The 25,250-nt window shown below is 67.7% G+C and carries 17 protein-coding genes and 1 tRNA gene; 7 read left to right on the top strand and 11 right to left on the bottom strand.

Going from position 1 to position 25,250, the window contains the following annotated elements; genetic code table 11:
• Positions 1–39: 39 nt before the first annotated feature.
• Complete coding sequence (locus NQ034_RS04320; protein ID WP_257047213.1) at positions 40–585, bottom strand: YceI family protein; 546 nt, start codon at positions 583–585, stop codon at positions 40–42.
• 215 nt (positions 586–800) lie between these two features.
• On the opposite strand from NQ034_RS04320, the gene NQ034_RS04315 reads away from it, so the two are divergent.
• Positions 801–1,964 (top strand): IS1249 family transposase, encoded by a 1,164-nt coding sequence (locus tag NQ034_RS04315; RefSeq protein ID WP_257047212.1) that lies wholly within the window; start codon positions 801–803, stop codon positions 1,962–1,964.
• A 109-nt stretch (positions 1,965–2,073) separates the two neighbouring features.
• On the opposite strand, the gene NQ034_RS04310 is transcribed toward NQ034_RS04315, so the two are convergent.
• The 3 genes from NQ034_RS04310 to NQ034_RS04300 form a co-directional block, all read right to left on the bottom strand.
• Positions 2,074–2,147, bottom strand: a tRNA-Met gene (locus tag NQ034_RS04310).
• A gap of 67 nt (positions 2,148–2,214) precedes the next feature.
• On the bottom strand, positions 2,215–5,163 hold the full coding sequence (locus NQ034_RS04305; RefSeq protein WP_257047211.1) for a UPF0182 family membrane protein: 2,949 nt from the start codon (positions 5,161–5,163) through the stop codon (positions 2,215–2,217).
• A 97-nt stretch (positions 5,164–5,260) separates the two neighbouring features.
• Entirely contained in the window at positions 5,261–6,358 is a 1,098-nt protein-coding gene (locus NQ034_RS04300; RefSeq protein WP_257047210.1) for a YlbL family protein, read from the bottom strand.
• 223 nt (positions 6,359–6,581) lie between these two features.
• Between NQ034_RS04300 and NQ034_RS04295 the strand changes: the two genes are divergently transcribed.
• Both NQ034_RS04295 and NQ034_RS04290 read left to right on the top strand, forming a co-directional pair.
• Positions 6,582–7,928 carry a zinc-dependent metalloprotease gene (locus NQ034_RS04295; protein WP_257047209.1) on the top strand — a complete coding sequence of 449 codons (1,347 nt, stop codon included), beginning with the start codon at positions 6,582–6,584 and terminating at the stop codon, positions 7,926–7,928.
• Between the two features lie 71 nt (positions 7,929–7,999).
• Positions 8,000–8,518: an NUDIX hydrolase gene (locus tag NQ034_RS04290; protein ID WP_257047208.1), complete on the top strand. Its 519-nt coding sequence runs from the start codon at positions 8,000–8,002 to the stop codon at positions 8,516–8,518.
• Positions 8,519–8,523: 5 nt separating this feature from the next.
• Here NQ034_RS04290 and NQ034_RS04285 read toward each other — a convergent pair whose 3' ends face one another.
• Entirely contained in the window at positions 8,524–9,063 is a 540-nt protein-coding gene (locus tag NQ034_RS04285; protein WP_257047207.1) for a M48 family metallopeptidase, read from the bottom strand.
• Between the two features lie 418 nt (positions 9,064–9,481).
• On the opposite strand from NQ034_RS04285, the gene NQ034_RS04280 reads away from it, so the two are divergent.
• Entirely contained in the window at positions 9,482–10,321 is an 840-nt protein-coding gene (locus NQ034_RS04280; protein WP_257047335.1) for a hypothetical protein, read from the top strand.
• 15 nt (positions 10,322–10,336) lie between these two features.
• On the opposite strand, the gene NQ034_RS04275 is transcribed toward NQ034_RS04280, so the two are convergent.
• Positions 10,337–12,415, bottom strand: coding sequence for an ATP-dependent DNA helicase UvrD2 (locus NQ034_RS04275; RefSeq protein ID WP_257047206.1), 2,079 nt, complete (start codon positions 12,413–12,415; stop codon positions 10,337–10,339).
• The gene (nudC, locus tag NQ034_RS04270) at positions 12,412–13,404 is read right to left on the bottom strand and encodes an NAD(+) diphosphatase (protein WP_257047205.1); all 993 of its coding nucleotides are present in this window, start codon (positions 13,402–13,404) and stop codon (positions 12,412–12,414) included. The genes NQ034_RS04275 and nudC overlap by 4 nt, the downstream gene beginning before the upstream one ends.
• 81 nt (positions 13,405–13,485) lie before the next feature.
• Here nudC and NQ034_RS04265 point away from each other — a divergent pair, with 81 nt between their 5' ends.
• Positions 13,486–14,532, top strand: coding sequence for a phosphotransferase (locus NQ034_RS04265; RefSeq protein WP_257047204.1), 1,047 nt, complete (start codon positions 13,486–13,488; stop codon positions 14,530–14,532).
• On the opposite strand, the gene NQ034_RS04260 is transcribed toward NQ034_RS04265, so the two are convergent.
• Complete coding sequence (locus tag NQ034_RS04260) at positions 14,471–17,878, bottom strand: ATP-dependent helicase (protein ID WP_257047203.1); 3,408 nt, start codon at positions 17,876–17,878, stop codon at positions 14,471–14,473. The genes NQ034_RS04265 and NQ034_RS04260 overlap by 62 nt on opposite strands.
• Positions 17,875–21,426 carry a PD-(D/E)XK nuclease family protein gene (locus NQ034_RS04255; RefSeq protein ID WP_257047202.1) on the bottom strand — a complete coding sequence of 1,184 codons (3,552 nt, stop codon included), beginning with the start codon at positions 21,424–21,426 and terminating at the stop codon, positions 17,875–17,877. The genes NQ034_RS04260 and NQ034_RS04255 overlap by 4 nt, the downstream gene beginning before the upstream one ends.
• Positions 21,427–21,644: 218 nt before the next feature.
• Between NQ034_RS04255 and NQ034_RS04250 the strand changes: the two genes are divergently transcribed.
• On the top strand, positions 21,645–21,866 hold the full coding sequence (locus tag NQ034_RS04250) for a DUF3107 domain-containing protein (RefSeq protein ID WP_257047201.1): 222 nt from the start codon (positions 21,645–21,647) through the stop codon (positions 21,864–21,866).
• A 76-nt stretch (positions 21,867–21,942) separates the two neighbouring features.
• Here the strand turns inward: NQ034_RS04250 and NQ034_RS04245 are convergent, their stop codons facing one another.
• Positions 21,943–22,566, bottom strand: coding sequence for a ferritin-like fold-containing protein (locus tag NQ034_RS04245; protein WP_257047200.1), 624 nt, complete (start codon positions 22,564–22,566; stop codon positions 21,943–21,945).
• A gap of 67 nt (positions 22,567–22,633) precedes the next feature.
• On the opposite strand from NQ034_RS04245, the gene NQ034_RS04240 reads away from it, so the two are divergent.
• Complete coding sequence (locus NQ034_RS04240) at positions 22,634–24,193, top strand: DEAD/DEAH box helicase (RefSeq protein WP_373456767.1); 1,560 nt, start codon at positions 22,634–22,636, stop codon at positions 24,191–24,193.
• A gap of 89 nt (positions 24,194–24,282) precedes the next feature.
• On the opposite strand, the gene NQ034_RS04235 is transcribed toward NQ034_RS04240, so the two are convergent.
• Positions 24,283–25,131, bottom strand: a complete 849-nt coding sequence (locus NQ034_RS04235) for a PHP domain-containing protein (RefSeq protein WP_257047199.1) — start codon at positions 25,129–25,131, stop codon at positions 24,283–24,285.
• Positions 25,132–25,250 lie beyond the last annotated feature (119 nt).

The following is a 25,250-nucleotide window of genomic DNA, read 5'->3' as shown; positions in this document are numbered from 1 at the left end:
CCCGGCTCTCTTAGCGCTATCAGTCGTTCAGAGCTGCGCTCAGGCCTTGGCGGCCTCGATGTCGATGCTGATCTTGACCTTGTCGCCGACCAGCAGGTCGCCGCCGGGCAGGACCACGTCGAAGCTCAGTCCGAAGTCCTTGCGGTTGATGGTGGCCGAGGCCTCGAAGCCGGCGACCGGGGTCTCCCCGCCTGTGCTCACACCGTTGAAGGAGGCTGCGAACTCCACCGACTTCGCCACGCCGCGGATGGTCAGGTCGCCGACGAGCACGAAGTCCTCACCGTCGAAGTCCTTGATCTGGGTGGCGGCGAAGGTCATCTCCGGGTATTCCTCGGCCAGGAAGAAGTCGCCGGACTTCAGGTGGCCGTCGCGCTGTTCGTTCTTGGTGTTGACCGAGTCGATCTTCGCGCTGGCGGTGATCGTGGTGTCCTCGAACTGCTCGCCGATCTCGATGGTGCCGGCGATGTCCTCGAACTCGCCGCGGACCTTGGACACGCCGGAGTGGCGGACCGAGAAGCCGAAGCTCGAGTGGACCGGGTCAATGTTCCAGGTGCCGGCGGTCAGGTTGGTGGGAAGTGCAGTCATGGTGTGCCTCCATTGCGTGGTTGCTTTGTTGTTGTACGTTCAACTACTTTAGTTCACTTTTTAACAATGTCAACCCCTCGTACGCGTCCACTCTATGACGTGCAGCACTCCGAGTGCACCACGGGTTAGCGGCAAGAATGTGTGTACAGGATATGGCGCTTGCCCAGTAGACAGACGGGCAAGACCGGGCCGAACATGGTCTGCAAGCATGTTCAGTGCCCAATCCAAGGAATCACCCCCACTGTGGTGTATGCGCAAACAAGCTCGTCAAAAACGGCAAGACCACCGCCGGGCGGACACGCTGGCGCTGCAAACACTGCGGCGCCTCGACCACACAGTCACGCATCGACATCACACGCAAGGCCGAGTTCACCGACTTCCTCACCTGGCTGACCGGCACCACACGACAAGGCGGCACCACCGAATCCGGCCGGACATTCCGCCACCGTGTGGCCTGGTGCTGGAACGTGCGCCCAACGATCACACCGACCGGGGAAACCCACGACCAGATCATGCTCGACGGCACGTACTTCAACGGCTGGTGTGTTCTCATCGCCCACACCGGTAGCCACGTCATCGACTGGCAATGGTGCGACCAGGAGAAGACCGCCTCCTGGACCGCACTCATCGAACGCATCCCGGCACCGGTCACCGCGATCGTCGACGGCAACGGGCCACTGACCTCGACGATCAAACGCCTCTGGCCGAACACGCGCATCCAACGCTGCCACTTCCACATCCGCCAAGCCGCGCACAAACACCTCACCCGGCATCCCAGCCTGCCGGCGAACAAGGAACTCCTCGGCCTGTACAAGACCCTGAGCCGCGTCACCACGCTGGAACAAGCCGCTACCTGGAGTGCCGAGTTCGCCACGTGGGAAGCACACTGGGAAACGTTCCTCAAACACCGCACCCGCGCCCAATCCGGGATCACCAGGCCCGCATACGCCAGAACCAACCAGTCCTGGTGGTACACCCACATCCGCACCCGCAGAGCCCACAAACTGCTGGCCAACCTGATCCGCGCCGACCAGTTATTCACCTGGCTGAAACTCGCCGAAGACGGCTACACGATCGCGAAGACGACGAACGCGTTAGAAGGCGGACCGAACAAGGCGATCAAAGACTTCCTACGCCACCACCGTGGCATGTCGATCGACCATGCCAGGCGCGGAGTCGACTGGCTGCTTTACCGGCGCACACAAGCACCTGAAGACCCCTGGATGCTCGTCACACCAGCCCACTGGAGGACCAAAACGACCCGGACAACTGTCAAGCCCGAGACCGGGCGCGAGGAAACCAACCTGCTCTACGGCACCGCCTTCAGCCCCGAAGACGGCAACGGAATCCAACACGGATGGGGTGGAAGAAGACGCTAGACACGCCGACGCTGTACACACATTCTTGCCGCTAACCCACAACCACGCGACACCCGCGGACATAAAAAGGCCCCCACCAGGTGAAACACCTGATGGGGGCCTATCTCCGTGGCGGGGGCTGGATTTGAACCAACGACCTCCGGGTTATGAGCCCGGCGAGCTACCGAACTGCTCCACCCCGCGGCGACTCACACAACTATAGTCGCCACAGAGCCAAGCGGCAAATCGGTGCCCGCCGGTCCCCTTGCCGTTACTTCTTGGCCTCGGCCTCCGCCTTCTGAGCGGCGTCGATCGCGGCCTGCAGACGCTTCTGCGCCTGACCGTACTTCGCCCAGTCACCCGCCTTCATCGCAGCGTCGGAGTCCTCCATCGCCTGCTTGGCGTCCTTGAGCGCCTTGTTCAGCGAGGGGCTGCGGTCCGTCTTCGCGTCTCCGGACTTATCGCCGCCCGAACCATTCGAAGAGCCGGAGTCCTCATCCTGCTTGTCCGTTCCGGCATCGCCGGCATCGGCGCCCGAGTTGCCGCCGAACACCTGGTTCAGCGCCTCATCGAGGGTTGCGGCGAAGCCGATCTTGTCACCGAATGCCACGATCACCCGCTGCAGCTTGGGATACGACGTCTGTCCGGAGGAGCGCACGTAGACCGGCTGCACGTACAGCAGGCCATCGGCCACCGGCAGAGTCAACAGGTTGCCGCTCTGGACCGTCGAATCGTTACCGCGCCGCAGGGCCAGCAGGGCCTCCTGCACCGTGGGATCGGTATTGAAGTTGTTCTGCGCCTGTCCGGGGCCGGGGAACGTGGTGTTGCGTGGCAGCTGCAGCAGGCGCAGCTTGCCGTAGGTCTCCGCAGGCTTACCCGCCGTCGAACCCGCATCCGCATCCGCTGCCAGGAAGCCGGTCAGGTTGTTACGACTCTGTCCCTCGGTCTGGCGTGGGATGAACGTCGAGGTCAACGAGAACGCGGCCTGGTCCTGACCGGGCATCTTCATCGTCAGGTAGTACGGCGGCTGGGGCGAATTGCCCTGGCTGTCCGCCGTCGGATCCACCGGGTTCGACCAGAAGTCCTGTCGGGTGTAGAACGAGGCCGCATCTGCCACGTGGTACTGCGAGAGCAGCGAACGCTGCACCTTGAACAGATCTTCCGGATAGCGGACGTGGCTCATCAAATCCCCGGACATGTCCGACAGCGGCTTGAGCATACCGGGGAAGACCTTCTGCCAGGTCTGCAGCACCGGGTCCTTGTCATCCCAGGCGTAGAGGTCGACCGAGCCGTCATAGGCGTCGACCGTGGCCTTGACCGAGTTGCGGATGTAGTTGACCTTCTCATCCGGCAGTGCCTGCACCGTGTTGCCGCTGCGCTGCGTCACCGAGTCCCGAGTCGCGTCCCCCAGGGTTTCGGGCTTGGAGTACGGGTACGAGGCACTGGTCGTGTAGCCGTCGACGATCCACTTGATCCGACCGTCAATGACCGCAGGGTACGGGTCGCCGTCGACTTCGAGGAAGGGCGCTACCTTCTCTACGCGTTCACGCGGAGCACGGTCGTAGAGGATCTGCGAATCCGGGTTCAGCGCATCGGAGAGGACGATCTGTTCATCCTGGAACTTGATCGCGTAGAGCAGTCGGTTGAACAGATTGCCCACCTTGGGGCCACCGTCGCCCTTGAACGTGTTGTAGACCTGGCCGTCTCCCTCGTCGGAGGGATAGTCGATTTCGCGCGGGTCGGCATCGTCGGGCGCACCGACGATCGAATAGGTCGGCGAGCTCTCACCGAAGTACACGCGTTCCTCGTAGTCGCCCAGGATTCCCTTGGGCGGGATGTTCGACTCCATGAAGACCGGCTGCCCGTCGTTGCCCTGCTTATTTCCATAGGCCGACACGACGCCGAAACCATGGGTGTAGACCACACGCTGGTTCAGCCAGGAGGAGTCACTCTGCGAGTTCGCGTTGAGTTCGCGCACCGCGATGACCGAATCGTGGGTCTGCCCGTCGATGTGATAGCGATCCACATCGAGCTGCTCGGGGAAGGAGTAGAACGGCCGCTGCTGCTGCAGCTGCCGGAAGGTATCCGAAACCAGATTCGGGTCGAGCAGGCGGATCGAGGCCGCCGTCTCCGCATCCGAGGCCAGAGCACCGGAGGCCGCCGTGGTCTTGGGCTCATAGGACTTCACGTCCACATCGGCGATCCCATAGGCGGAGCGCGTCGCATCGATATTGCGCTGGATGTACTCGCGCTCGAGGTTGGACTCGGACGGCTGGACCTTGAACTGCTGAACCGCCGCGGGCAGGCCGAGGACGGCCACCCCGCCGAGCACGAGCAGCATCACCACGGACACGATCGACAGCCGCCACACGGGACGGAATGCGTTGACCGCCAGCAGCAGGGCCACCACGGCGGCTGCAACGGAGACGATGAGCAGCGCCGGCAGGGTGATGTTGACCGCCGAATAGGTCGCACCGGTGACCAGGCCGGAATCATCCATCAGTGCCGAGAAGCGCCCCAGGAACAGACGGGCCGCCTGGCTCAGCAGCAGCAGGGCCGCGCTGATCGCCAGCTGAACCTTCGCGGCTCGAGTCAGGGTCAGGCCCTTCGTCTCCGCGGGCCGGATCCCGCCCATCAGGTAGTGGGCGATGAGGCCGGCGATCACGGTCAGCAGCAGGGCAGTGCCCAGGAAGTTCACCGCGGTCTGCAGGACCGGCAGGGTGAACACGTAGAATCCGAGGTCCAGCCCGAACTGCGGATCGTCCTTCCCGAAGGGTGTGCGGTGGACGAACTCCAGCGCCTGCTTCCACGACGGGGCCAGCGCCAGCCCGCCGAGCAGGCCGACCACCACGGGCACGACGATGGTCAAGCCCTTGCGCAGCGGCTCGATGGCCTCACGATAGCGGTCCAGGTTCTCCTGCCGCGGCGTCGTCGGCGCATATACGGGCCGGTATCGGTGGGCCAGGAACAGCGGCAACCACACGGCCACACCCAGCAGCACGAACCCGATGAGGAACAACACGATCCGACTGATCCACTGGGTGCCGAACACCGACAGAGAACCCAACTGGTTGAACCACAGGCCCTCCGTGTAGACCTGCGAGAACGCGACGAACAGGACTAGCAGGACGACCACCGCGATGATCGTCAGGATCAGCGGCGATGGCCTGCCGCGGCGGGTGGCGCCGGCGCTGGCCGGGCGGGGTGGCGACTGTGACACGGGGTGATTCTCCTCGTCCCTGGGTAATTCCGGTTACCCCGGAACCGCCGGGGCCACGGCGACGCGTCGAACACGCGCCGGAAGCTCTTCTGTTACATCAATTCGTCCCGCAGGCCGGCAGGCCCGTGGTCCTGCCGACCGCGATCTTCTCCACCGAAGCCCGCGCCGACTTCAGATCGTCGATGCGCACGACGTGCAGATCCGTCTGGGCTGCGGCCTCGAGGACCTCGGCGCAGTTGTCCCGCGGTGCCAGGAAGTACTCGTTGCCGGCGGCCGCTGCGGCCGCGACCTTCTGTCTGGCCCCGCCGATCGGTTGGACGGTGCCGTCGGCCGTGATCGCGCCAGTGCCCGCGATCGGCTTACCGCCGGTCAGATCACCGGGGGTCAGCGCGTCGATGATCGTCAGCGCGAAGATCGTTCCGGCCGATGGCCCGCCCACGCCCTCGACGTTGTACTTCACCGTGACGGGGAAGTCGTACTTCTGCCCCAACACGATGCCCAGGGCGAACTTCCCGTCCGTCTGCGTCGGCCTGATCGTCACCGTCTTCTTCGTCTTGCCGCGCTGGATGGTCAGATCGACGGGGCGGCCCTTGGCGACCCGGGTCTGGACGGTTTTGGCTCCGGCGTTATCCCCGGACACCTGACTGGAATCGATTTTGAGAATGCGGTCATCCGGCCGCAGTGTGCCGTCGGCCGGGCTGCCGGGGGTCACCTGCGCTACTGCGAGTGCCGAGCCGAAATCGACGCCCAGTTCGGTCAACGCGGCCGCCGTCGCCAGATCCTGCGAGGATGCCATCTCCGCGGTGTTCGCGGTATCGACCTCTTCGGCAGTGGTCGTCAGGGGGTAGTAGGCCTCCTTGGGCAGGACCGTGTCGTGCCCGGCGATGACCGATTGCACGGCCTGGGATGCGTTGACCCGGCGTCCCGGCCCGCCGACCACACCGACTGTGAGCATGTCGAGTTGCCCCGACAGCGGATACGTCTTCATCCCCGTGATGCTCAGCAGTGGGGTGTGATCGCCCTCGCCGGTGCCACCCAGGGTGTTGAACACCGGGCCTGGCTTCTGAATCATGTAGGGGACGGGGACGACCAGTGCACAGATGATGAGCAGATAGGTCAGTACACCCGGCAGAGACGACTTCCCCGTCGTCCCCTTTCTCCCGCTGTGACCCGTCTGATCTGCTGAAAGACTCACGTTGTGCCTATCCCGTCCTGAACATCCGCCGCGCCCGTAGGGCGCCCCTGTAGTCTAATCCACCAAGGCACACTGCACGAATCCCCCGGTTGCGCACAGGGGATGTTTCGCCGTGAACGAAATACCCGGTGCACCGGCGCCGGAACGGAAGGAATCGCCAGGACGACTCGTTACCCTTGAGGAATCGAGGAAACTCCGTACCAGCCATCCGGAAGGGGCCAGCATGACCGACCGCAACGAGGATAAAGACCGTCCCGACGACGAGAACAATCCGTTCGGTGACATGTTCGCGATGTTCTTCGGCCCCGACGGCAAGCCCGCGGGTCAGATGCCCGGAGGAATGCCCTTCGATCCGGCCATGCTGGGCGGCTTCATGCAGAACCTGCAGAACATGATGGGGGCCCAGGCGGGTCCCGACACCGTGATCCGAGCCGCCACCGGTCACATCCCGACGCCGGACCCGACTGTCAGCACCGAGCAGACCAAATTGGTCGAGGAGGCGTTCCGCCTGGCCGAACTCTGGCTGGGCCAGGTCATCGACTCCCCCGCGACTTCGTTCAACGGCCGGGCATTCAACCGGCGGACCTGGGTCGAGCAGACCGCCGCCGGCTGGTTGGAGCTGACCGATGCGGTGAAGACGAACATGACCTCGGCCCTGACCCGATCGCTGGGCGCCCAGGTGCCCGAGGAGATGCGCGGGTTCCTCGCCGGTGCCCAGCAGATCTTCGGCTCGATGGGTGCCCAGATGTTCGCAACGCAGCTGGGACAGGCCCTGGGCAACCTCTCCGGCAGCGTTCTCACTGGGACCGAATACGGGCTGCCGGTGACCGCCGACGGGGCCCCGGCCCTGATCGCCGTCAACCTGCCGGGCGCTGCCGCCTCCATGGGCGTCGACGACGAGCAGCTGCGGCTCTATCTCGCCGTGATGGAGCTGGCACACATCTGGCTGTATTCCCGCGCCCCGTACCTGGCCGGTCATATCAGCACGGTCCTGGCGAAGTACGCCTCGAACATCGAAGTCGATCTGGACGGGCTGCAGAATCTGGCCGGCGACATCGACCCGGGGAACTTCGACCCGGCGAAGATCCAGGAGATCAGCGAGCAGATCGGCGGGAACCTGTTCCGCCCCCAGGACAATCCGGCACAGCGCGATGCCCTGGAAAGCCTTGACGTCCTGCTGTCGACGATTGCGGGTTGGGTCGAGGTCGTGACCTATGAAGCGTGCAAGGACCTGCCGCAGCGGGACCTGCTGCGGGCCGGCATCCGGGAGCGCCTGTCGATGACCAGCACCGCGGACCAGGCCTTCGAAGACCTGTTGGGGCTCAGGCTGCAGCCAACGCGCATCAAGGACGCCTCCACCCTGTTCGGCTATCTGCAGCAGACGGAGGGCGCGGCAGCCCGCGACGCCGTCTTCACCCACCTGGACGATCTACCCCAGCAAGCGGACCTCGACGACCCACTGGGCTACCGCGAGCGCCGCACGGCCGGCTGGGAGGGGGATGCGGACTTCGACGCCGCGCTCTACCGGCTCCTCGACGAGGAGGGCGGCGGCGAGGGCAGGGCGAAGTGACCCTCCCACCCGGAGGGAATGCCACGGCCTGGGCTCGGATCGCCGCCTTGCTGCGGCGGGCCGATCCCGCCATGAGTGAACCCGGGCACGCTCACAGAATCGCCGGTTTCATCGACCGGACCGGGGATGCCAGCGGGGTCAGGGCCAATCCGGTCCACGTCACCGCCAGCTGCCTGGTCGTCTCCCCCGACTTCGACCGGGTCCTGTTGACCCTGCACCGCAAGGCCCGACAGTGGTTGCAGTTCGGCGGACACCTGGAGGCCGGCGATGCCTCCGTGCTCGAGGCCGCCGTGCGCGAGGCCCGGGAGGAGTCCGGAGTACAGGGCCTGGAACCCGCGGTGGACCTCCCGGTGTCCGCGAGCATCCACGAATTGCCCGAGTCCTTCGGCACCTGTCGGATACACGCCGACATCATGTACGCCGCGGTTCTCGATCCCGCCGAACCGATCGCGGCCTCCCCGGAGTCCCTGGAGATCGGGTGGCACCGGCTCGATGCACTACCGGAGGAGACCGCACCCGACATCGTCCGCCGCCTGCCGGGGATACTCCCCCGGATCCGCTCCGCGCTGGGCCGCTCCGGCACATCCTGAGCCGTTCACGACCCCGTTGCGAACGACATGCCCGCGCTGAAGCCCTCCAGATACGTCTGCGCTTCCCCGGTCCGCGGATAGCGGGCGGTCAACTCCTTGAAACGCGCCGAGTGGTCCGCCTGGCGCAAGTGGGCGAGTTCGTGGACCAGCACGGAGTCCAGCACCCAGTCGGGAACCTCGCGCAACATGTTGGACACCCGGATCGCCCCGGTCGCCGGTGTCGTCGAGGCGAACCGGCTGCGCTGATTTTCGACCCACACGACGCTGGCCGGGGCTATGCCATCGGCGAAATAGCACGTGTTCAGCTCCAGCGTCCGCTCCCACAGCTGGGCGTCCGACTGCCGTGGCCGGCCCCGCCGTTTCTCCAAACGGGTGATGAGTTCGGCTATCTGCCCCAGATTCCCCTCGGGCCGCCAGCGCTGGGGAACCGCCAGCACCCACGATCCCGGGGCCCCGGTCAGGGAGATCGTTTTGCGCCGGCGCGCCGACCTGCGGATTTCGATGTCGCCGGCCTCCAACAATGCGCGCACCTCAGTGGTATCCATGGCATCGAATCTACCCTCGGGCACCGACACATCCCCATTCCCGGGCTCCTTTATCACACAAGCACAGCCACACCCGGCTTGACGCGCCGGTGTGTCTGGCAATAGTTTTGATGTGCGGGCTGCACAATGCCCGGCGGCCGTGGACAAGGGGAAGGTCCGTGGACGCCCTGGGTGCAGTCCGAACAAACGGAACGGGCGTCGCCCGGGTCGACGCCATCGACTCGGTCGGCGCCCGCATCCGTTCCCCCACCCGGCCGGCGCGGTGCGCATACCCTTCCGCGACCGTGCGTCACCTTGTCCACAGATTTTGCCCCTTCCCTTCCCCTGCCGTGGACCAGACCGTACCGTTGTGCACACGGAGGTCACCATGTATCGAACATTCACATCCCTTCCACTGGTTTGGATCGATGAGAACAGCATGCAGATCGGGAGCGAAGATCCCGTCTACGTCGATGGGCTCAGCGCTGCAGACGTGGAACTGATCAACCGGCTGAGGTTGGGCCTGGGCACCGCGGAACTGGATGCCGCCGTGTCCAGGGCGGGAATGGACGCGGACCGAGCGGCCATGCTCCTGGGCCTGCTGGACCAGGCGGGTGCCCTGGTCCCGGCGGAGTCAGCACCCGGCGACCCGGCAGGACAACACGTGCAAGCACTGGCTGCCGCCACCGGCCACGACCCAGCGGCCCTGGACCGGGAACTGGCCGCAACACGTATCGACATCGTCGGTCCCCTGGCCGAATCACTGGCCCCGGTACTGCGCAGGGCCGGGCTCGACGCGCACGCGCTCAGTGGAGAGCCGACGGGCCCGAATCGAGAACAGGTGGTCGTGCTCACCTCCTTCCTGGCCGCAGACCTGTTGAGCGCCGCGGCCCTGGTGGAGCAGGACATTGCGCATCTGCACGTGGTGTTCGGCGAGGCCAGTACCAGAATCGGGCACATCATCCGCGCGGGTCGGACGCCATGCTCGGGTTGCCTGGTCGAAGCGGCCATGGACTCCGACGATTCCTGGTTCGAGTCCTGGAGGGCCCTGCGCACCTCCAGCTGGCGGGCCGACCAGCTCGACCCCGTCCTGCACGACCTCGGCGCGGCGCACCTGGCCGGCCATCTGAGAGCGGCTCTGCTGGGGCTCAAGCCCGCGGACACCGGACTGCGCCTGAGCCTGCCGTTGGGCCAGGCGGAGGACGTCACTGTCGGCTTCTCCCCATCCTGCCCATGCCGCATCCCATTGGCAGTGCCCACCCGTCCCCCAGCCGGCTGAGCCGTGATCCCGACCTCAGCCGGCGAGCACCTCCAACAGGCGCGTGCCGTAGCGCTCGAGTTTGACCGGTCCGATCCCCGGGACCAGGGCGAGCTCCCGTTGCGCGGTCGGCCGCAATCGTGCGATCAGTTCGAGGGTCGACTCGGTACACACCATGTATGCGGGAACCCGCTCCACCTCCGCCTGCTCCGCGCGCCATGCCACCAACCGGTCGAACACGGCCCGGTCCACCGGGCCCGCACACTCCTCACACCGACCCAGTGCCTTCTGTGCCGGGGTGTCGAGCACCCGATTGCAGTTCGTGCACCGGAGTTCGCGCCGGGCCCGCGGCCTCGGCGCCGGCGCTGTGTGCCCGGTTGAACCGGGCCCTGGCGCACGGGTCTCCTGGACGAACCGCGAGGGCCTGCGCCGGTTGACCTGGCTGCGTTGACGCGCCAGCGACCAGCTGAGCTCGACCTCGTCCCTGGCGCGGGTCAGCGCCACGTAGAACAACCGCCGTTCCTCCGCGATCTGCCCCGGACTCCGGGCATAGGAGATCGGCAGAAGCCCCTCGGAGAGCCCCACCAGGTATACGACCGGCCATTCGAGTCCCTTCGCAGCGTGGACGCTGGCCAGGGTCACGCCGTCCACGGCCGGTGCGAACTGGTGTTCCCTACGATCGTCGAGTTCCGCGACGAAAGCGCTCAGCGGCACCGGCAATTCGTGTTCGGCCTGCATCTCGTCCGCCAGGTCGACCAGTGCGCTCAACGACTCCCAGCGTTCGCGCACCCGTCCCCCGGCCGTCGGCGCGCTCGTGGTCCATCCGACGCCGGCCACCAGCTCGCGCACGGCCTCCGACAGGGGTGTGGTGCCGGGGACGCTGCGCTGGTTGGCGCGCAGCACGGCGATCGCCTCCTTGACCTCGCGCCTGGCGAAGAAGCGCTCGCCGCCGCGCAGCACATAGGAGATGCCGCGGCGGCTCAGCGCTTCCTCGAAGGCCCGACTCTGGCCGTTGGTGCGGAAGAGCACCGCGATGTCCCCGGCCCGCCGGCCCGCCGCGATCTGGCCGGCGACGGCCTCCGCCACGCCCATCGCCTCGGCTTCGTCGTCGGGATATTCCGTGTACCGCACGGGCCCGCCACCGGAGCGCACCGGCTGCAGCACCAGGGGTTTACGGCCGGTGTGTGCCAGGATGCGATTGGCAGCCGCCACGATCGGCGGGCACGAGCGGTAGTTGCGCACCAGGGAGACGGTCCGCACGTTCTCCAGGCGATTGGGCAGGCCCAAGAGGAATCCATCGCGCGCCCCCGCGAAACTGTAGATCGTCTGAGCCGGATCGCCGACCACGCACAGTGAGTCGCGCCGGCCCAGCCAGCGCATCAGCAGATCGAACTGCAGGGGCGAGACGTCCTGGAACTCGTCGACGACGAAGTGGCGGTACTGTTGGTGGATTTCCGCCGCGATGTCCTCGCGGGTGCCCAGAATCCCATCGAGGACCAGCAACACGTCTTCGAAGTCCAGCAGGCGTCCACGCGATTTCAACTCGCCGTATGCCGTCATGATGCGCACCATGGCCGCAGCGTCGATTCCCTCCGGCAGTTCCCGGTGCCCGGCCTGTGCAGCGTATTCCTCCACACCAATCAGGCTGACCGCGGCGAATTCGATCTCCGCTGCGACATCGCGCACCGTCTCACGTTCGACCTCGAACCCGGATTCGGCCATCGCCCTGGCGACCGGCCCCGCCTTAGCGGTGATGAGCTGGGGGAAGTCCCCCTCCGCGAACCTCGGCCAGAAGTAGCGCAACTGCCGCAGGGCCGCCGAATGGAAGGTCCGCGCCTGCACCATCGGCACTCCCAGGCCCCGCAGGCGCGAGCGCATCTCCCCGGCCGCCTTGGCCGTGAAGGTCAGTGCGAGGACGTGTCGGGGGTCGAGACCTCCTGTGGCCGCCCCATAGGCGATCCGGTGGGTCATCGCCCGTGTCTTACCGGTTCCGGCGCCCGCGTGGACTACCAGGGGCCCGCCGGTGTGCGTGGCGACCTGCGCCTGTTCGGCGTCGAGACCGGCCAGCAGGGCATCGGGGTCCAGCCCCTCAGTGGGCGCGTGCCCCTGCGTCACCGATCACCAGCCAGCCAGGACTCGATGATCTGGCCGGCGATCGACACGGTGCCGGGCAGTCGCATAGTGCCAACGGCGCGTTCGGCCAGTAGTTCCTTCCGCGTCACCCACCGCAGTCCGGCCATCTCATCGCGGTCGGGACGCGCGTCACGGGACTCCGCCGTGGCGAAGAAACCCAGCATGAGAGAGGAGGGGAAGGGCCACGGCTGGCTGCCGACGTACACAGGGGAATGACAGACCACGGAGGCCTCCTCGAACACCTCGCGCACAACCGCGCGCTCCAGCGTCTCACCGGGTTCGACGAAACCGGCGAGCAGGCTGTAGCGGTTTGGCTCCCAGAGTGCGTTGTTTCCCAGCAGCAATCGTTCGACCCCGGCCGAGTCCGTGTGCACGACGGCCATGATGACCGCAGGGTCGGTCCGTGGGAAGTGTTCGGATCCGGTGGTCGGGTCCCGCCTGACCCAGCCTCCCGCGACCGGCGTGGTGGGCAATCCGTTGCGCGGGGAGTGGGTGTGCGACATATGCCAGTTGTTCACTGCGACCAGTGCGCACGCCAGGCCCACATCCAGGTCGCTCAATTCCTCCGCCAGACTGCCCAGGTCGACCCAGTGGGGCCGCACCGAGTGCAACCCGGATGCCGGGGCGTCGAGCATGTCCTCGGCATCCAGGGAGTGATGGACGTCCAGATGGGCGTCCAGCGCGTCCCGGCCCGCCTGATCGAGGCCGATGCCCACGTAGTCCACTCCCTGGTCCAGACCCAGGTAGATGCGGGTGCCTGTAATGGTCGAGGCTTGGGCCAGATACTCGTCGGGGCCCATCGTGCACAGACTACCGGCGGCGACCAGCAGGTAGCCGTGGTCGGCGAAGACCAGCCGGGTCGTGTCACGGGCGAGGACATCGGCTAAGTCCCCATCGGTTCCACGGGCGGTGTGATTGCGAGCGGCCAGATGCCGACCCAGGCTGGCCGGCTGCAGTGGTTCGGCTTTCATGTCCCCCACGATACCGCCGGAATCGACAACACACCCGCCGGGCACCAGGGCACAGCGGAGCCGGTGTCGTAGATTGGTGGGGTGGATAACCTGCCCCTGCATATGGCCGCCGCCGCCTCGCATCTGGTCGACGGACTCTCTCCGACCCAGTTCAGCGTGCTGGACGGAACCGATCGTCTGCGCGTGCTCGTGGGCGACGGGGACCGCTTCGTGCTCGCCTCCTTACTCGATCTGACGGACGCCCTCGAAGCCCAGACCGAACAGGTCGCGGCCGCGGTGCTGCGCACGATCCTGCCGTCCGATTCCCCGGCCTTCCCGGAGACTCTGGCGACACAGGATCTTAAGCCCGGCACCTGGTCGCTCGACCGGGAATACGAGTTGCGCATCACCCGCCCGCTACCGGGGACTCCACTGTCGACTGCGGCATTCACCGAGCACCCGGGCCTGGTCGACTCACTAGCGCGATTCCTGGCCCGCCTGCACACCGCGGATGTCGCCGCCGTCGCCGATGCCGGCCTGCCGACCCGGGAACCCCTGGAGGTCCGCGATTCGCTGTTGGCCGAGCTGGACCGTGGTGCCCAGACCGGGAGGGTCCCCGGTGCCTTGCTGCAGCGCTGGGAGGAGACTTTGGAGACCGCGGCCGTCTGGCACTTCCTGCCGGCGGTACTCCACGGCGATTTGGGCATCGACGCTCTGCGGACCACGGGTGATGACCTGGTGGCGGTGACCGATTTGGCCCGGGTCCGGGTGGGCGATCCGGCCCATGATCTGGCCGGCGTGGCGGACCTGATGTCGACCGAGGACTTCATCCGACTACTCGACGTGTATCTGGCCGAACGCCGGATGGATGACCCGTACCTGGTGGAACGGGTCGGCTTGGTCTCCGAAATGGGAGTGTTGGGCCTGTTGTTGGCCTGTGCCGACGCCGATGACGCCGAAGGAGTTGACGAGGCCGTCGAACTGCTGCGCTCGCTGGCCGAACTGCCGGAGGACGCGCCCGAGCCGGGCCCGGGCGTCACCGCCGACTCCTCCGCGGCCGAGGCCGCGGAGGAGTCCGAGACCGGTGTCATCGACCGGCCGTCATCCGTTCGAGCAACAGATCGGGATCCGGCAGGTCCGCAGGCCTGACGATCCGGTTGTCGCCCAGATAGAAGAACGTCGCGGTGACCGGCCGGCCGGCGAACCTCGGCATCGCCTCCACCGCCCGGGCGTAGACGGCCAGCTGCACGGCTCTGGCCTGGAGTTCTGCTCCCGTGACCGAGCTGCCCGTCTTCCAGTCCACGACCTCGAAACCGGTCTCCGTGGGGAAGACCGCGTCGATCTTGCCGGGAATGCGCATCTGTGCTCCGGCTTCGCCCAGGATGAGCTCGAACGGCAGTTCCACTGCGACGGGGACCCTGGAGGCGAATTCGCTGGCCAGGAATGTCCGCTGCAGCCGGGTGAAACGATCCTGCAGCGCAGCGGGCAGGGATTTGCGGGACTGCGGGTCCTCGAAGTCCTGCAGCGTGGCCTGTCCGAAGTAGTTCTCCACCCAGGCGTGGAACGCGGTTCCCAGCGCCGCCTGCGGCACGGGGCCGGTTGGCATGGGGCGGATCAGTTCGGCGGCGAAGGCCTCAGGGTCCTGCGCATAGCGCACTGCCGCGGTGGCCGAGAGCCGACCGGGCAACCGGGTGGGGTCGAGCGCGTTCGCCCGCTGCGCCAGCAAGTCGGCCGCAATATGGGCCAGATGTCCAGGGGCATCGGGGCCCCCGCCGCCGTGCGGGGCGCTGCGAACCAGTTCGCCCAGCTCCAGTTCCCCGGCGCTGCGGTAGACCCGCGCCTTGTGTGACCGGATCCGCAGGAGTGCGCGGTCCTGCGGGGTCGGCCACTCATAGGACTCTGCGCGTTCGGGCGCCTCCTCGTCATTGCCCGGCAGAACGGGATCGTCCCAGCCCAGCGCCGTGGCGGCATCGTAGACGTAGGGCGAGAGTTCATTGGCCCTGGTCCGCCCGGAGAACGTCGCGGCGCCCAGCCACAGTGAGCGCTGGGCCCGGGTGACAGCCACGTAGGCCAGCCTGCGTTCCTCGGTTTCATGATGGTCCTCCAGGGCGTCGGCGAACCGTTCTCTGAGGGCCTTGAGGTCCTTGCTCGCACCGGCGCTTAGGTCCATGGCGGGAAATGAGGCGGCGTCCCCGCGCAGCGGGTAGGGCAGGGCCTCGGCCTGCAGCCAGCCCGTTTTGGTCCGCAGTGTGGTCGGTAGGTCGCCCACCACCATATGGGGAATCGCGACATGGTCGAATTCCAGACCCTTGGACTTGTGGATCGTCATGATGATCACCGCCCCCGATTCCTTGTCGAGCACCTCGTCCGGTTCGTCCAGGCCACCCGTCTGCGCCGCCAGTTCGAGCCAGGACAGATAGCCGGCCAGATCGGTCCCCGGCTGGTCGGCCAGCAGATTCGCCGCGGATGCCGCGAACACATCGAGTGCCACCAGATGTGGTGCAGCACGCTCGGGGCCCAGTGCCCTGGCCTCCGCTTCGATGCCCAGTCCGTGGACGATCTCCCGGATCAGGGCCGGTACCGGGACCCGCCTGGCGCGCAACCGGCGCAGGGACACCGCCAACCGTCCGATACGGGAGGCCGCCGCGTCCGACAGGCCCGAGCGTTCGATGTCGGAGCGCAGGGTACCGCGCCCTGCGGGATCGGCCAGTTCGTCGATCACCTCGACCACGCCGAGCGCGGCCGCCGCCTCATCATCGGGATACGCCTGTGCCAGGCGGTCGGCTCTGGCCCGCCGCAGCCGTTCGAGGGCGGCGATATCGGCAGGCCCCAGACGACACACCGTCCCGGTCAGCAGGCGCATCGCCTCACCGCCGGCTGTCGGGTCGGCGATCACCGTCAACGCGGCGAAGACGTCGCGGACGAACGGGTCCTCCAGGGCGCCGGCCCTGCCCACGATGTGGGTGGGAACACCGCGGGCCGTGGCAGCCGCCGCGACTTCGAACATGTGAGCGCTCTTGCGACACAAAACGGCCCGTGAGCCGCTCCGCCCTATGAGCCAGTCCAGCAGCTGGGCCATCTGATCGCTGCCCACTCCCGGCACGGCCGCCCCGGTGGTCAGGGCCCGCTCGACGGTTCCCGTCTTCCACGTGGCCAGTGGGCCGGGCAGGCCCTGCGCATCCGGCTGGTCGGGGGCGCGCAGTTCGCCGCCGGAGCCCCGGTTGGGGATCCACGATGAGATCTCATTGGCCACCGCGAGCACACTGCTCGGATTGCGCCAGCTGATGCTCAGACTCCGCACCCTGGCGCGGGTGCCGGGCAGGCCGAATTCGACGGGGAATTCGTCGATGTTCGACGCCGAGGCCCCGCGCCAGCCGTAAATGGCCTGCCGGGGATCGCCCACGGCCATCACCGGCAGACCGCCGAAGAGTCGCTTCAACAGCCGCACCTGCGTGTCCGAGGTGTCCTGGTATTCGTCGAGCAGCACCACCTGCCAGCGAGCGCGTTCGGCGGCGTGGGCCTGCGGGTCCGCATCCATGATCCGGCAGGCGAACGCCACCTGATCGGAGAACTCCATGCCCGCTGCCGCCCGCTTGGCCAGGCGGAAGCGTTCGACCAGGCGGGCCAGCAGGAGTTTCTCCCGGAGCTTCTCCAGGATGTCCGCCGCGCCGTAGTCGCACAGCAGGTCGACCAGGGCGTCGAGCCGCGAGCGCTCAGGGTCGGGGCCCAGGCCCGCGCCCATGAGTTCGTCCAACCGGATGGCATATGCTTCCTTGGCCTCTGCCGGAATCCGTTTGCGGGCGACTGCCCTGGCCACGTCCACATCGGCGAAATAACGCCGATAGCAGGCATAGATGTAGTCCTCGAGTTCCGCAGCGTCCACCAGGTGTTCCGACATCTGGGCGGACAGGGCACGCACCTTGGTGATCAGGCCGGCCCTGGCCGCTCCCGCCGGAACCTCCGCGGTACTCGCCCGATCGATCACGCGCCCTGCCAGTTGGATCGCGGAGGCGTCGTCGAGGACCCGGGTGTCCTCTTCGATGCCCAGTGCCATACCGTATTCGCCCACCAGCGCGGCGGCATAGGAATTGTAGGTCTGCACCGTGGGCACATCGAGGCCGACGAGTTCGTCATCACGACCCGACTCCCCCACCGCCAGGCGGAACTCCCACAGGTTGTCGCGGATCTTGGCGGCCAGTTCCGCCACCGCCTTCCGGGTGAAGGTCAGGCCCAGAATCGCATCTGCCGGGACCAGTCCGTTGGCGACGAGGAACAGCACGCGCTGGCTGATCACCGTGGTCTTGCCGGAGCCGGCACCAGCGATGACCACGCTCGGCTCCAGCGGGGATTCGATGATGGCGATCTGTTCTGCGGTGGGCGGGTCGATCGCGTCGGCCGGATCCCGTCGGGAGTTGAGAATCTCCACCAGGTCCAGGGCCGAATAACGGATCCTCCCGTGCGCCGGGTGGTCGTAGCCCCCGTGTCCGCTGTTCATTCGTCTTCTCCTCCCGCATAGGCCGGGCACGATGAGCGCACGGGGCAACCCGCGCAGGTCTGGCGCGAGGGGCTCGCGGTGAACACCGGCGAGCGCATCCCGCGCGCGGTGGCTGCGACCAGCGCCCCGGCCCAGCCCGGATCGTCCGTATCGGCCAGCGCCGGCTGTGGTCTGACGTTCGCGGGCACCCCGCGACTGAGCGTGTCCGAATAGCGCAGGAACACGAGTTCACCGCCCCCGGGCACAGCACTGTCCAGATCGGCCTGGGCCCCCTCGTCGGTGAATGTCACACGGTGGCCGGGAGTGTCCAGGGCCGCCTGATAGGTGGCCAGCTGCGGATTCACCCTGGCCTCGGCGACTGTGGGCTTGCGCTTGCCGGTCTTGAAGTCGACCACGTAGAGCCGACCGGCCGAGTCCTTCTCCAAGCGGTCGATCCTTCCGCGGATGACCCATGGCCCGTCTTCGGAATCGCGGGTGTCCTCGGCGCTGACCGCGCCCTCCACGCCCACCAGGGTGTACCCGTCCGGCGCGCGCCCTGAGATGTAGTCCTGCAGATGGTCGAGCATCTCCAGGCCCGTGGCGTATTCGCGGTCGCGCTCCCATTCGGAGGGGTAGTCCAGTTCGGCGAAGCGCCGGTCGAAGGATTCGCGCATGTGCAGCAGGCCACCGCGCGGAAATTCCTCCGCGATAGCGTGGATGATGGTCCCGAGGTGCTGAGCCCTGGTGTCGCTGCTCTGCCCACCGTGGCGGGTGAGCAACCAGCGCAGTCCGCAGGTGTGGAACAGTTCGACCGTCGATGGACTGATCCGGGCTATCTGGCCGGGCTCCAGCAATGGGTCACGACGGCTGAGCTCCTGCCAGTCCAACCAGCCGGCCGGATCGGCGTCCGCCACACCCGCCGCCGCCAGCGACTTCAACAGAACTGCCCAGCGGCCCTCCTCTTGACCGGTCGCTGCGGCTTCGAAGGCGTAACGGGCCAGGGCCGCGGTTTCCATCAGCGTCAGCGGTTCACTCCACGCCGGGTCCCAGGCGATGGGTTGGGCCGTAGCCCACCCCGGGTCCCCGGTGGCAGCGGGCGCGCCCACCTGGGGCTCCTCCGTCACACCGTCCGGTTCCGCCCCGGCGGTGCTCTGTCCGGCCGGGTCGTTTTCGGCTGCGTCGTTTTCGGCTGCGTCGTTTTCGGCTGCGTCGGTCCCGCTGTCGCGGGGACCGCGCGGCAGGTCCCCGCCGGCCTCCCGGTGGCGGGCCAGGGCGGCCTGTGCCGTGCGGAAGAACACACCCGGTTGGGCATCCCCGTCGTCGACGGCCAGCAGGACCAGTTCTTCGCGGGCCCGGGAGAAGGCACACAGGGCCAGGCGGGCCTCATCGGCGATCGTGGCGCGGCGCCGCGCCCGGTAGGCCTGTTCCGCCGCTTGTTCCGGGGCGATCCCGCGGAGCACATCGAGGAGGTCCTCGGCGGAGAAGATGGAGCCGCGGACCCGCGGGTTGGGCCAAACCCCGTCCTCCAGGTCGACCACGACGACCCGGGAGAAATCGGTATGGGCGACCTGCGCTGCCGCTGCCACCGCGACATGGTCCGCTTCCGCGCGTTTGGCCAGGGAGTCCTGGGCGAAGCGCTGTTCGAGTACATCGTCGGCGAACCCGCGGGCGTCCAGCGCACCGCGCTCGCTGAACTTCTCGGCCAGTGTCATCAACCGCAGGACCGCATCGAGCCTGTCGTGGGCGGCGTCCGCTGGATCGCGCAGGGCGGCGGCGCGCCAGGCCCTGTCCACCCGGGCCGCACGCCATATCGCCCACAGCGCGGTGTGCGGATCGTGTCCGCGGTGCTTGGCCGCTGCCCGCAGCATGCGATCGACCTGGCGCAGCGGAGCGGGTAGTTCGGCCTCGGGGAGTTCGCGCAGGGCGCGGACCAGCAGCGGCTCGGCTCGGATGGGGGCAGTCGGGGCCCCGGGCCGGAGGGGATCTTCGACCGGCGCCGGATCCGCCTCCGCTGCGCCGCTGTCCGGGAGCTCCGATTCCACAAGCGGCTGATCTCCCAGCCGCGCCAGGGCCGCCAACAACTCCCGGTTGAGACCGCGCAGGGCGATCGCATCGAGGCCGGCGTAGACGCCGGTGAGCAGTTCCGTGATGACCGCGTCCAGGGCCCCAGGATCGGATCGATCCGCCCGCAGGATGCGCAGCAGGGGTGCTGTGGCGGGGTCGACGCCCAGGGCCAGGTCAGCGCCCGCCACGGGGATCCCCAAGTATCCCAGATCCGCTTCGAGTGCCCGTGCCGTCCCCGAGGTCCGGGTCAGCACGGCCATCTCCGTCCATTCCACGCCCTCGTCGCGCTGCCAGGAGCGCAACCGGGCCGCCACGATCCGGCCGAGTTCCGCTGACGACTCCGCCGTGGCCGTGTACACCCGGGAGTCCCCGCCCGGCAGCATGCCGGCACGGCGCGGAATGTGACCGAGTTCCAGGCGGGTCGACACACGGCGGGCCAGGTCGTCGCCGACCGTACGCACACCGCCGGCCCCACGTACCCCGGCGGCGGCCTCGTCGAGCACGTGCGGAACCGTGTGAAAGGGGTTCCCCGGCCGGGTGAAGGCGTCGAGCAGGTCCCCACCCGCACCGCGGAACCCCTGCGAGGCGGAGTCGGGCGAGGCCAGCAGACACAGGCGCACGCCCAGGGCCGCCAGTGTCGTCAACATCCGCAGCGCAGCATCCGGCACGTCCTGCCCCCCGTCGATGACGATCGTGCGCGGCAGGATCTCCGCGGAGAAGGTGGGAGCCGAACCGGCCCGCACGCCCGCCTCTGCCTGGTCCTGGAGGACCCAGCGGGCCTGTTCGAACACTTCTGCAGTGTCCACTCCGCCGAATCCGGGCACGGCCAGCAGGTCCTCGTAGTCCTGCATGATTCGGGCCACACAGTCCCATTCGGGTCGGCCGTGGGCGAGGGCCACCTGCTCCACGGCGTCCGGGGTGAAGCCCCTGCCCATGAGTTCGTTGAGCACTTCGCGCAATTGGTTGCGGAACGCGGCGGTGCCCCGCACTTCCGGGGTGAAACGCTCCGGCCAGGCCGGCGGCCGGGACAATCCCGAATCGTAACCCGCCAATAGACCCGCGAGCAGATTGTCCTGGTCCGGTCCGCTGATGAACTTCATCGCCGAACCGTCGCGCACTGCCGCCTGGGCACTGACCAGGCCGAAGGCGAAGGAGTGGACACTGCGCGCGGCCGGACCGGTCCGGGGCGCTGGTGCACAGGCACCCGGGGCAGCCACCGGAGCCGGTCCCAAGGTGTCGCGCAGGGCCGCGGCGGCATCGCGGTTGGGCGTGAGCACCAGTACCTCGTCCGGATTGTGGGCCGCGGCCAGCAGTCCCGCGAACAGGGATCCGACGACCGTGCTCTTGCCCGTGCCGGGGGCTCCGATCACGCAGGCGTGCCGCCCGGCGAGCAGGTCGGCCAGGCAGGCCTGTGCCACCGCATCCAGACCGGTGGGGCCCGCACTGGGTTCCACCGGGGGGTCCTGGGGACTCGGCTGGGCCGGACTGAAGGGTAATGGGTCCATGCGCCCATTCAATCACCGAGGGCTGACACGGCCCGATCGGCTGACTCCGGCTGCCCTGCCGCACGCCGGTTTTCGACCGTCGGGATCCCGGGTCACCGGTTGCGCTGGCGGCGAACACCCTGCGTAGCCGAGCACGGCGGGGAATGCCAAGGCCGGCCCGGCGCTTAGGCTTGGAGACAACAGCGACCGTTTTCTACACCGGTGGAGGTATGAGGAACATGGAGATCAAGATCGGCGTACGCCAGAGCAACCGTGAGCTGGCGCTCGACTCGCAGCTGACGGCCGACGAGCTCGTGACCAAGGTCGATGGGGCGCTCAAGGACGGCACCACCTTGGTGCTCGAGGATGCCAAGGGGCGCAAGGTCATCGTGCCGGCGGCCGCCCTGGCCTATGTCGAGGTCGGCGCGGAGACCCCCGGCCGGGTGGGCTTCGGCATCTGAGGCGTTCCGTCCGATGCGGAGGCGGTGGGTACGATGGCCGATCGGCCGCCGTACCCACCGCCTCCGCATTTCCGGCTCAGGCGGTCAGCCCCAGGACCGACATGCGCCGTGAGTGATTGCTCATGATGTGCTGGCTGAGTTCCGTGGCCGCTGCCGATTCCGTCGGGAAGACGCCGGGCAATTCGCGCACGCGGCGCAGGGATTCGGCCACCAGCTTGCGGCCCCACAGGGCCAGCCTGCTGGAAAGGACCTGATCGGCCGCGACTGCGGCGCCCAGGCGGGAGGCCAGATATTCTACCGGACGTGTATCATCTAAGACGGCGGTGGCGACTGCACGGCTGTCGGCATCCAACTGGTCCAGAGCGGCCCGGGCGAAGTCTTTGAGAATCTCATCGTAGACATAGCCCTTCATCAGGCTCTCGTACCAGTCGGTGGGCTTCGTCCGCTCCATGAATGCGGCGAAGGACGGCCGGGCCGCCTCCATCAGTGTGACGGAGTCTCCTCCGAGCTCGGTGATGCGGGCGTCGAGATCCTCGAAATGTGCAAGGCACCACCCGGCCATGCGGGCCAGATCCACGGTGTCACGGACGTCGGGGGCGAACTGGGCGTCGGTGGCCAGACGTTCGAAGGCGGCCAATTCGCTATAGGCCAGGGTCGCGAGCGTCTCGATACCCTGCCGGGGCGGCTGTTGATCAGACATGCCCCCTAGCCTATCCGCCGGATGACTACGTGCGTGCTCCCACGGGTACGCACCTTGAGGAGTGAACGTGACAGATATCGACAACGACGCATCCGCGCCCATCGGCACGGAGGACGTTTTCGCCGCGGACACCGCGCAGCTTGACGAGCAGTCCGCACAGGCCACCCCGGCCGAACCGACATTCGCCGACCTCGGAGTCGCAGGGCCCATCGTCGCGGCCCTGGCTGAGGCCGGCAAGGAACACCCGTTCCCCATCCAGTCCCTGACCCTGCCGGTGGCCCTGACCGGAGCCGACATCATCGGCCAGGCCAAGACCGGCACGGGCAAGACCCTGGGCTTCGGCATCCCCCTGCTGCAGCGGGTCATCGCCCAGGGCGAGCCCGATGCGCCCACCGGTGCGCAGCGGATTCCGCAGGCGCTCGTGGTCGTGCCGACCCGCGAGCTGGCCAAGCAGGTCGCCGAGGACCTCGTCGAGGCCTCGACGAAGCGCGATCTGCACGTTGTGACGATCTACGGCGGCAAGGACTTCGAACCGCAGATCGAGGCCATCAAGGCCGGCGCCGACGTGGTCGTCGGCACCCCCGGCCGGCTGTTGGACCTCTACGGCAGGCGGATCCTGCGCCTGGACGGAGTGGCCACCGCGGTCTTCGACGAAGCCGACGAGATGCTCGACCTGGGCTTCCTGCCCGATGTCGAACGAATCGTCGCAGCGCTTCCCACGAACCGCCAGACCATGTTGTTCTCGGCCACGATGCCCGGCCAGGTCATCGCCCTGGCCCGGCGCTATATGAGCCACCCGACCCATATCCGCGCCCACGATGCCGGCGATACGACGCAGACGGGCAAGAACACCAAGCAGCTGGTCTACCGGGCCCATGCGATGGACAAATCGGAAATGGTCGCGCGCATTCTGCAGGCCACCGGCCGTGGCCGGACCATCATCTTCGCCCGCACCAAGCGCACCGCCGACCGGCTGGGAGAGGAACTGCGCGATCGCGGTTTCAACGCCCGCCCCCTGCACGGGGATCTGAACCAGCAGATGCGTGAGAAAGCACTCAAGCAGTTCCGCGAGGGCCAGGTCGATGTGCTGGTGGCCACCGATGTCGCCGCACGCGGCATCGACGTCGACGACGTGACCCACGTCATCAACTACCAGTGCCCCGATGACGACAAGACCTATGTCCACCGGATCGGACGGACGGGCCGGGCCGGACACTCAGGCGTCGCGGTGACGCTGGTCGACTGGGACGATGTGCCCCGTTGGAAGCTCATCAACCGCGAGTTGGGGCTCGACCTCGAGGAACCGGTGGAGACCTACTCCACCTCGCCGCACCTGTATGCGGATCTGAACATCCCGGAGGGCACGAAGGGCCGGCTCAAGCGGCAGCGCCCGACGGCCGGGCAGGACGCCGAATCCGGTGCCGGCCACTCCCGCAGGCGCGAGGGCGGTTCGCACGGCTCCCGGCGCTCGCGCGGATCGGACTCCCGGCGCAGGCGCCCCGCAGGGGATGCGAAGACCGCAGGGGACGCCCCGGCCGCCGACGGGGAACAGTCGGCCGCGCCGAAGAAGCGCAGGCGTCGTCGCACCCACGGTGGCAAGTCCGGTGAGCAGGCCGCAGCCAACTGACCGTCCGAAGTCTTGAGAATGCCGCCGTGCACACGAGGTCGTCCTCGTGTGCACGGCGGCATTCTCGCGTTGTGGCCCGGGGTCCCGGCTCAGCGGGGCAGGACCAGGTCAGTGCCCCTGCCGGCCTCGGCGATGCGCATGAGCATGTCACGGGCCGTGGTGTGTTCGGCCAGCCGGTTCGGCTTGCCCGCCCCGTGGTAGTCCGAGGAGCCCGTGATGATCAGGCCGTGCTCCCCCGCCAGCCGGCGCAGCCGCTGGCGGGCGGCCGGCGGATTGTCCCGGTGGTCGACCTCGATCCCGTCAAGGCCCGCGGCGATCAGCTCGCCGAAGGCACGATCGGGCACCACCCGGCCACGTGCAGCCGCCAGGGGGTGGGCGAAGACGGCGACTCCCCCGGCATCGTGGATCAGGCCGATGGCCTCGAGCGGATCGATCGCCTCGAGGGGGACGTGGTATTTCGAACCGCCGCCCAACAGCCCGGCGAAGGCCTCTGACCGGGTGGCCACGGCGCCGATGCGCACCAGCGCGTCCGCAATGTGCGGCCGTCCCAGGGTCGCATGTTCACCGGCCAACTCCAACAGGCCGTCCCAGGTGATCGGATAGTCCTCGGCGATCCTCTCGACCATGATGCGGGTGCGTTCCTCCCTGGCCCTGCGGGCGTGCCCGATCACCGCGGTCAGTTCGGCTCCGGCGGGTTCGTGCAGATAGCACAGCATGTGCACCGTCACCCCCTGGTATCGGGTGGAGACCTCGACGCCGCGCAACAGGCCAACGCCGAGGTCCCCGGCGGCGGCCAGGGCCTCACCCCAGCCGGCCGTGGTGTCGTGGTCGCTCAGCCCGATGACATCGACGCCTGAGTCCACGGCATCTTCCATGAGTTCTGTTGGGGATTGGGTGCCGTCGGAGAAGCGGGAGTGCGTGTGGGTATCGACGATCATGCTGACATTGTATGGCGCCCAGCCGCCTCCGGGCGGCAGCGGCGGCGGAGCCGGGCCGACGGCTGTGGCGCGTCGAACCCCCGAACCCGGGGTCGCCCGGCGGTCGCGGGTCCTAGACT

Origin of the sequence: Brevibacterium moorei (assembly GCF_024580735.1) — a bacterium.
GTDB lineage: Bacteria > Actinomycetota > Actinomycetes > Actinomycetales > Brevibacteriaceae > Brevibacterium > Brevibacterium moorei.
Note: the sequence above shows the minus strand (reverse complement) of the source record. Positions and strands in the feature narration are given on the sequence as shown.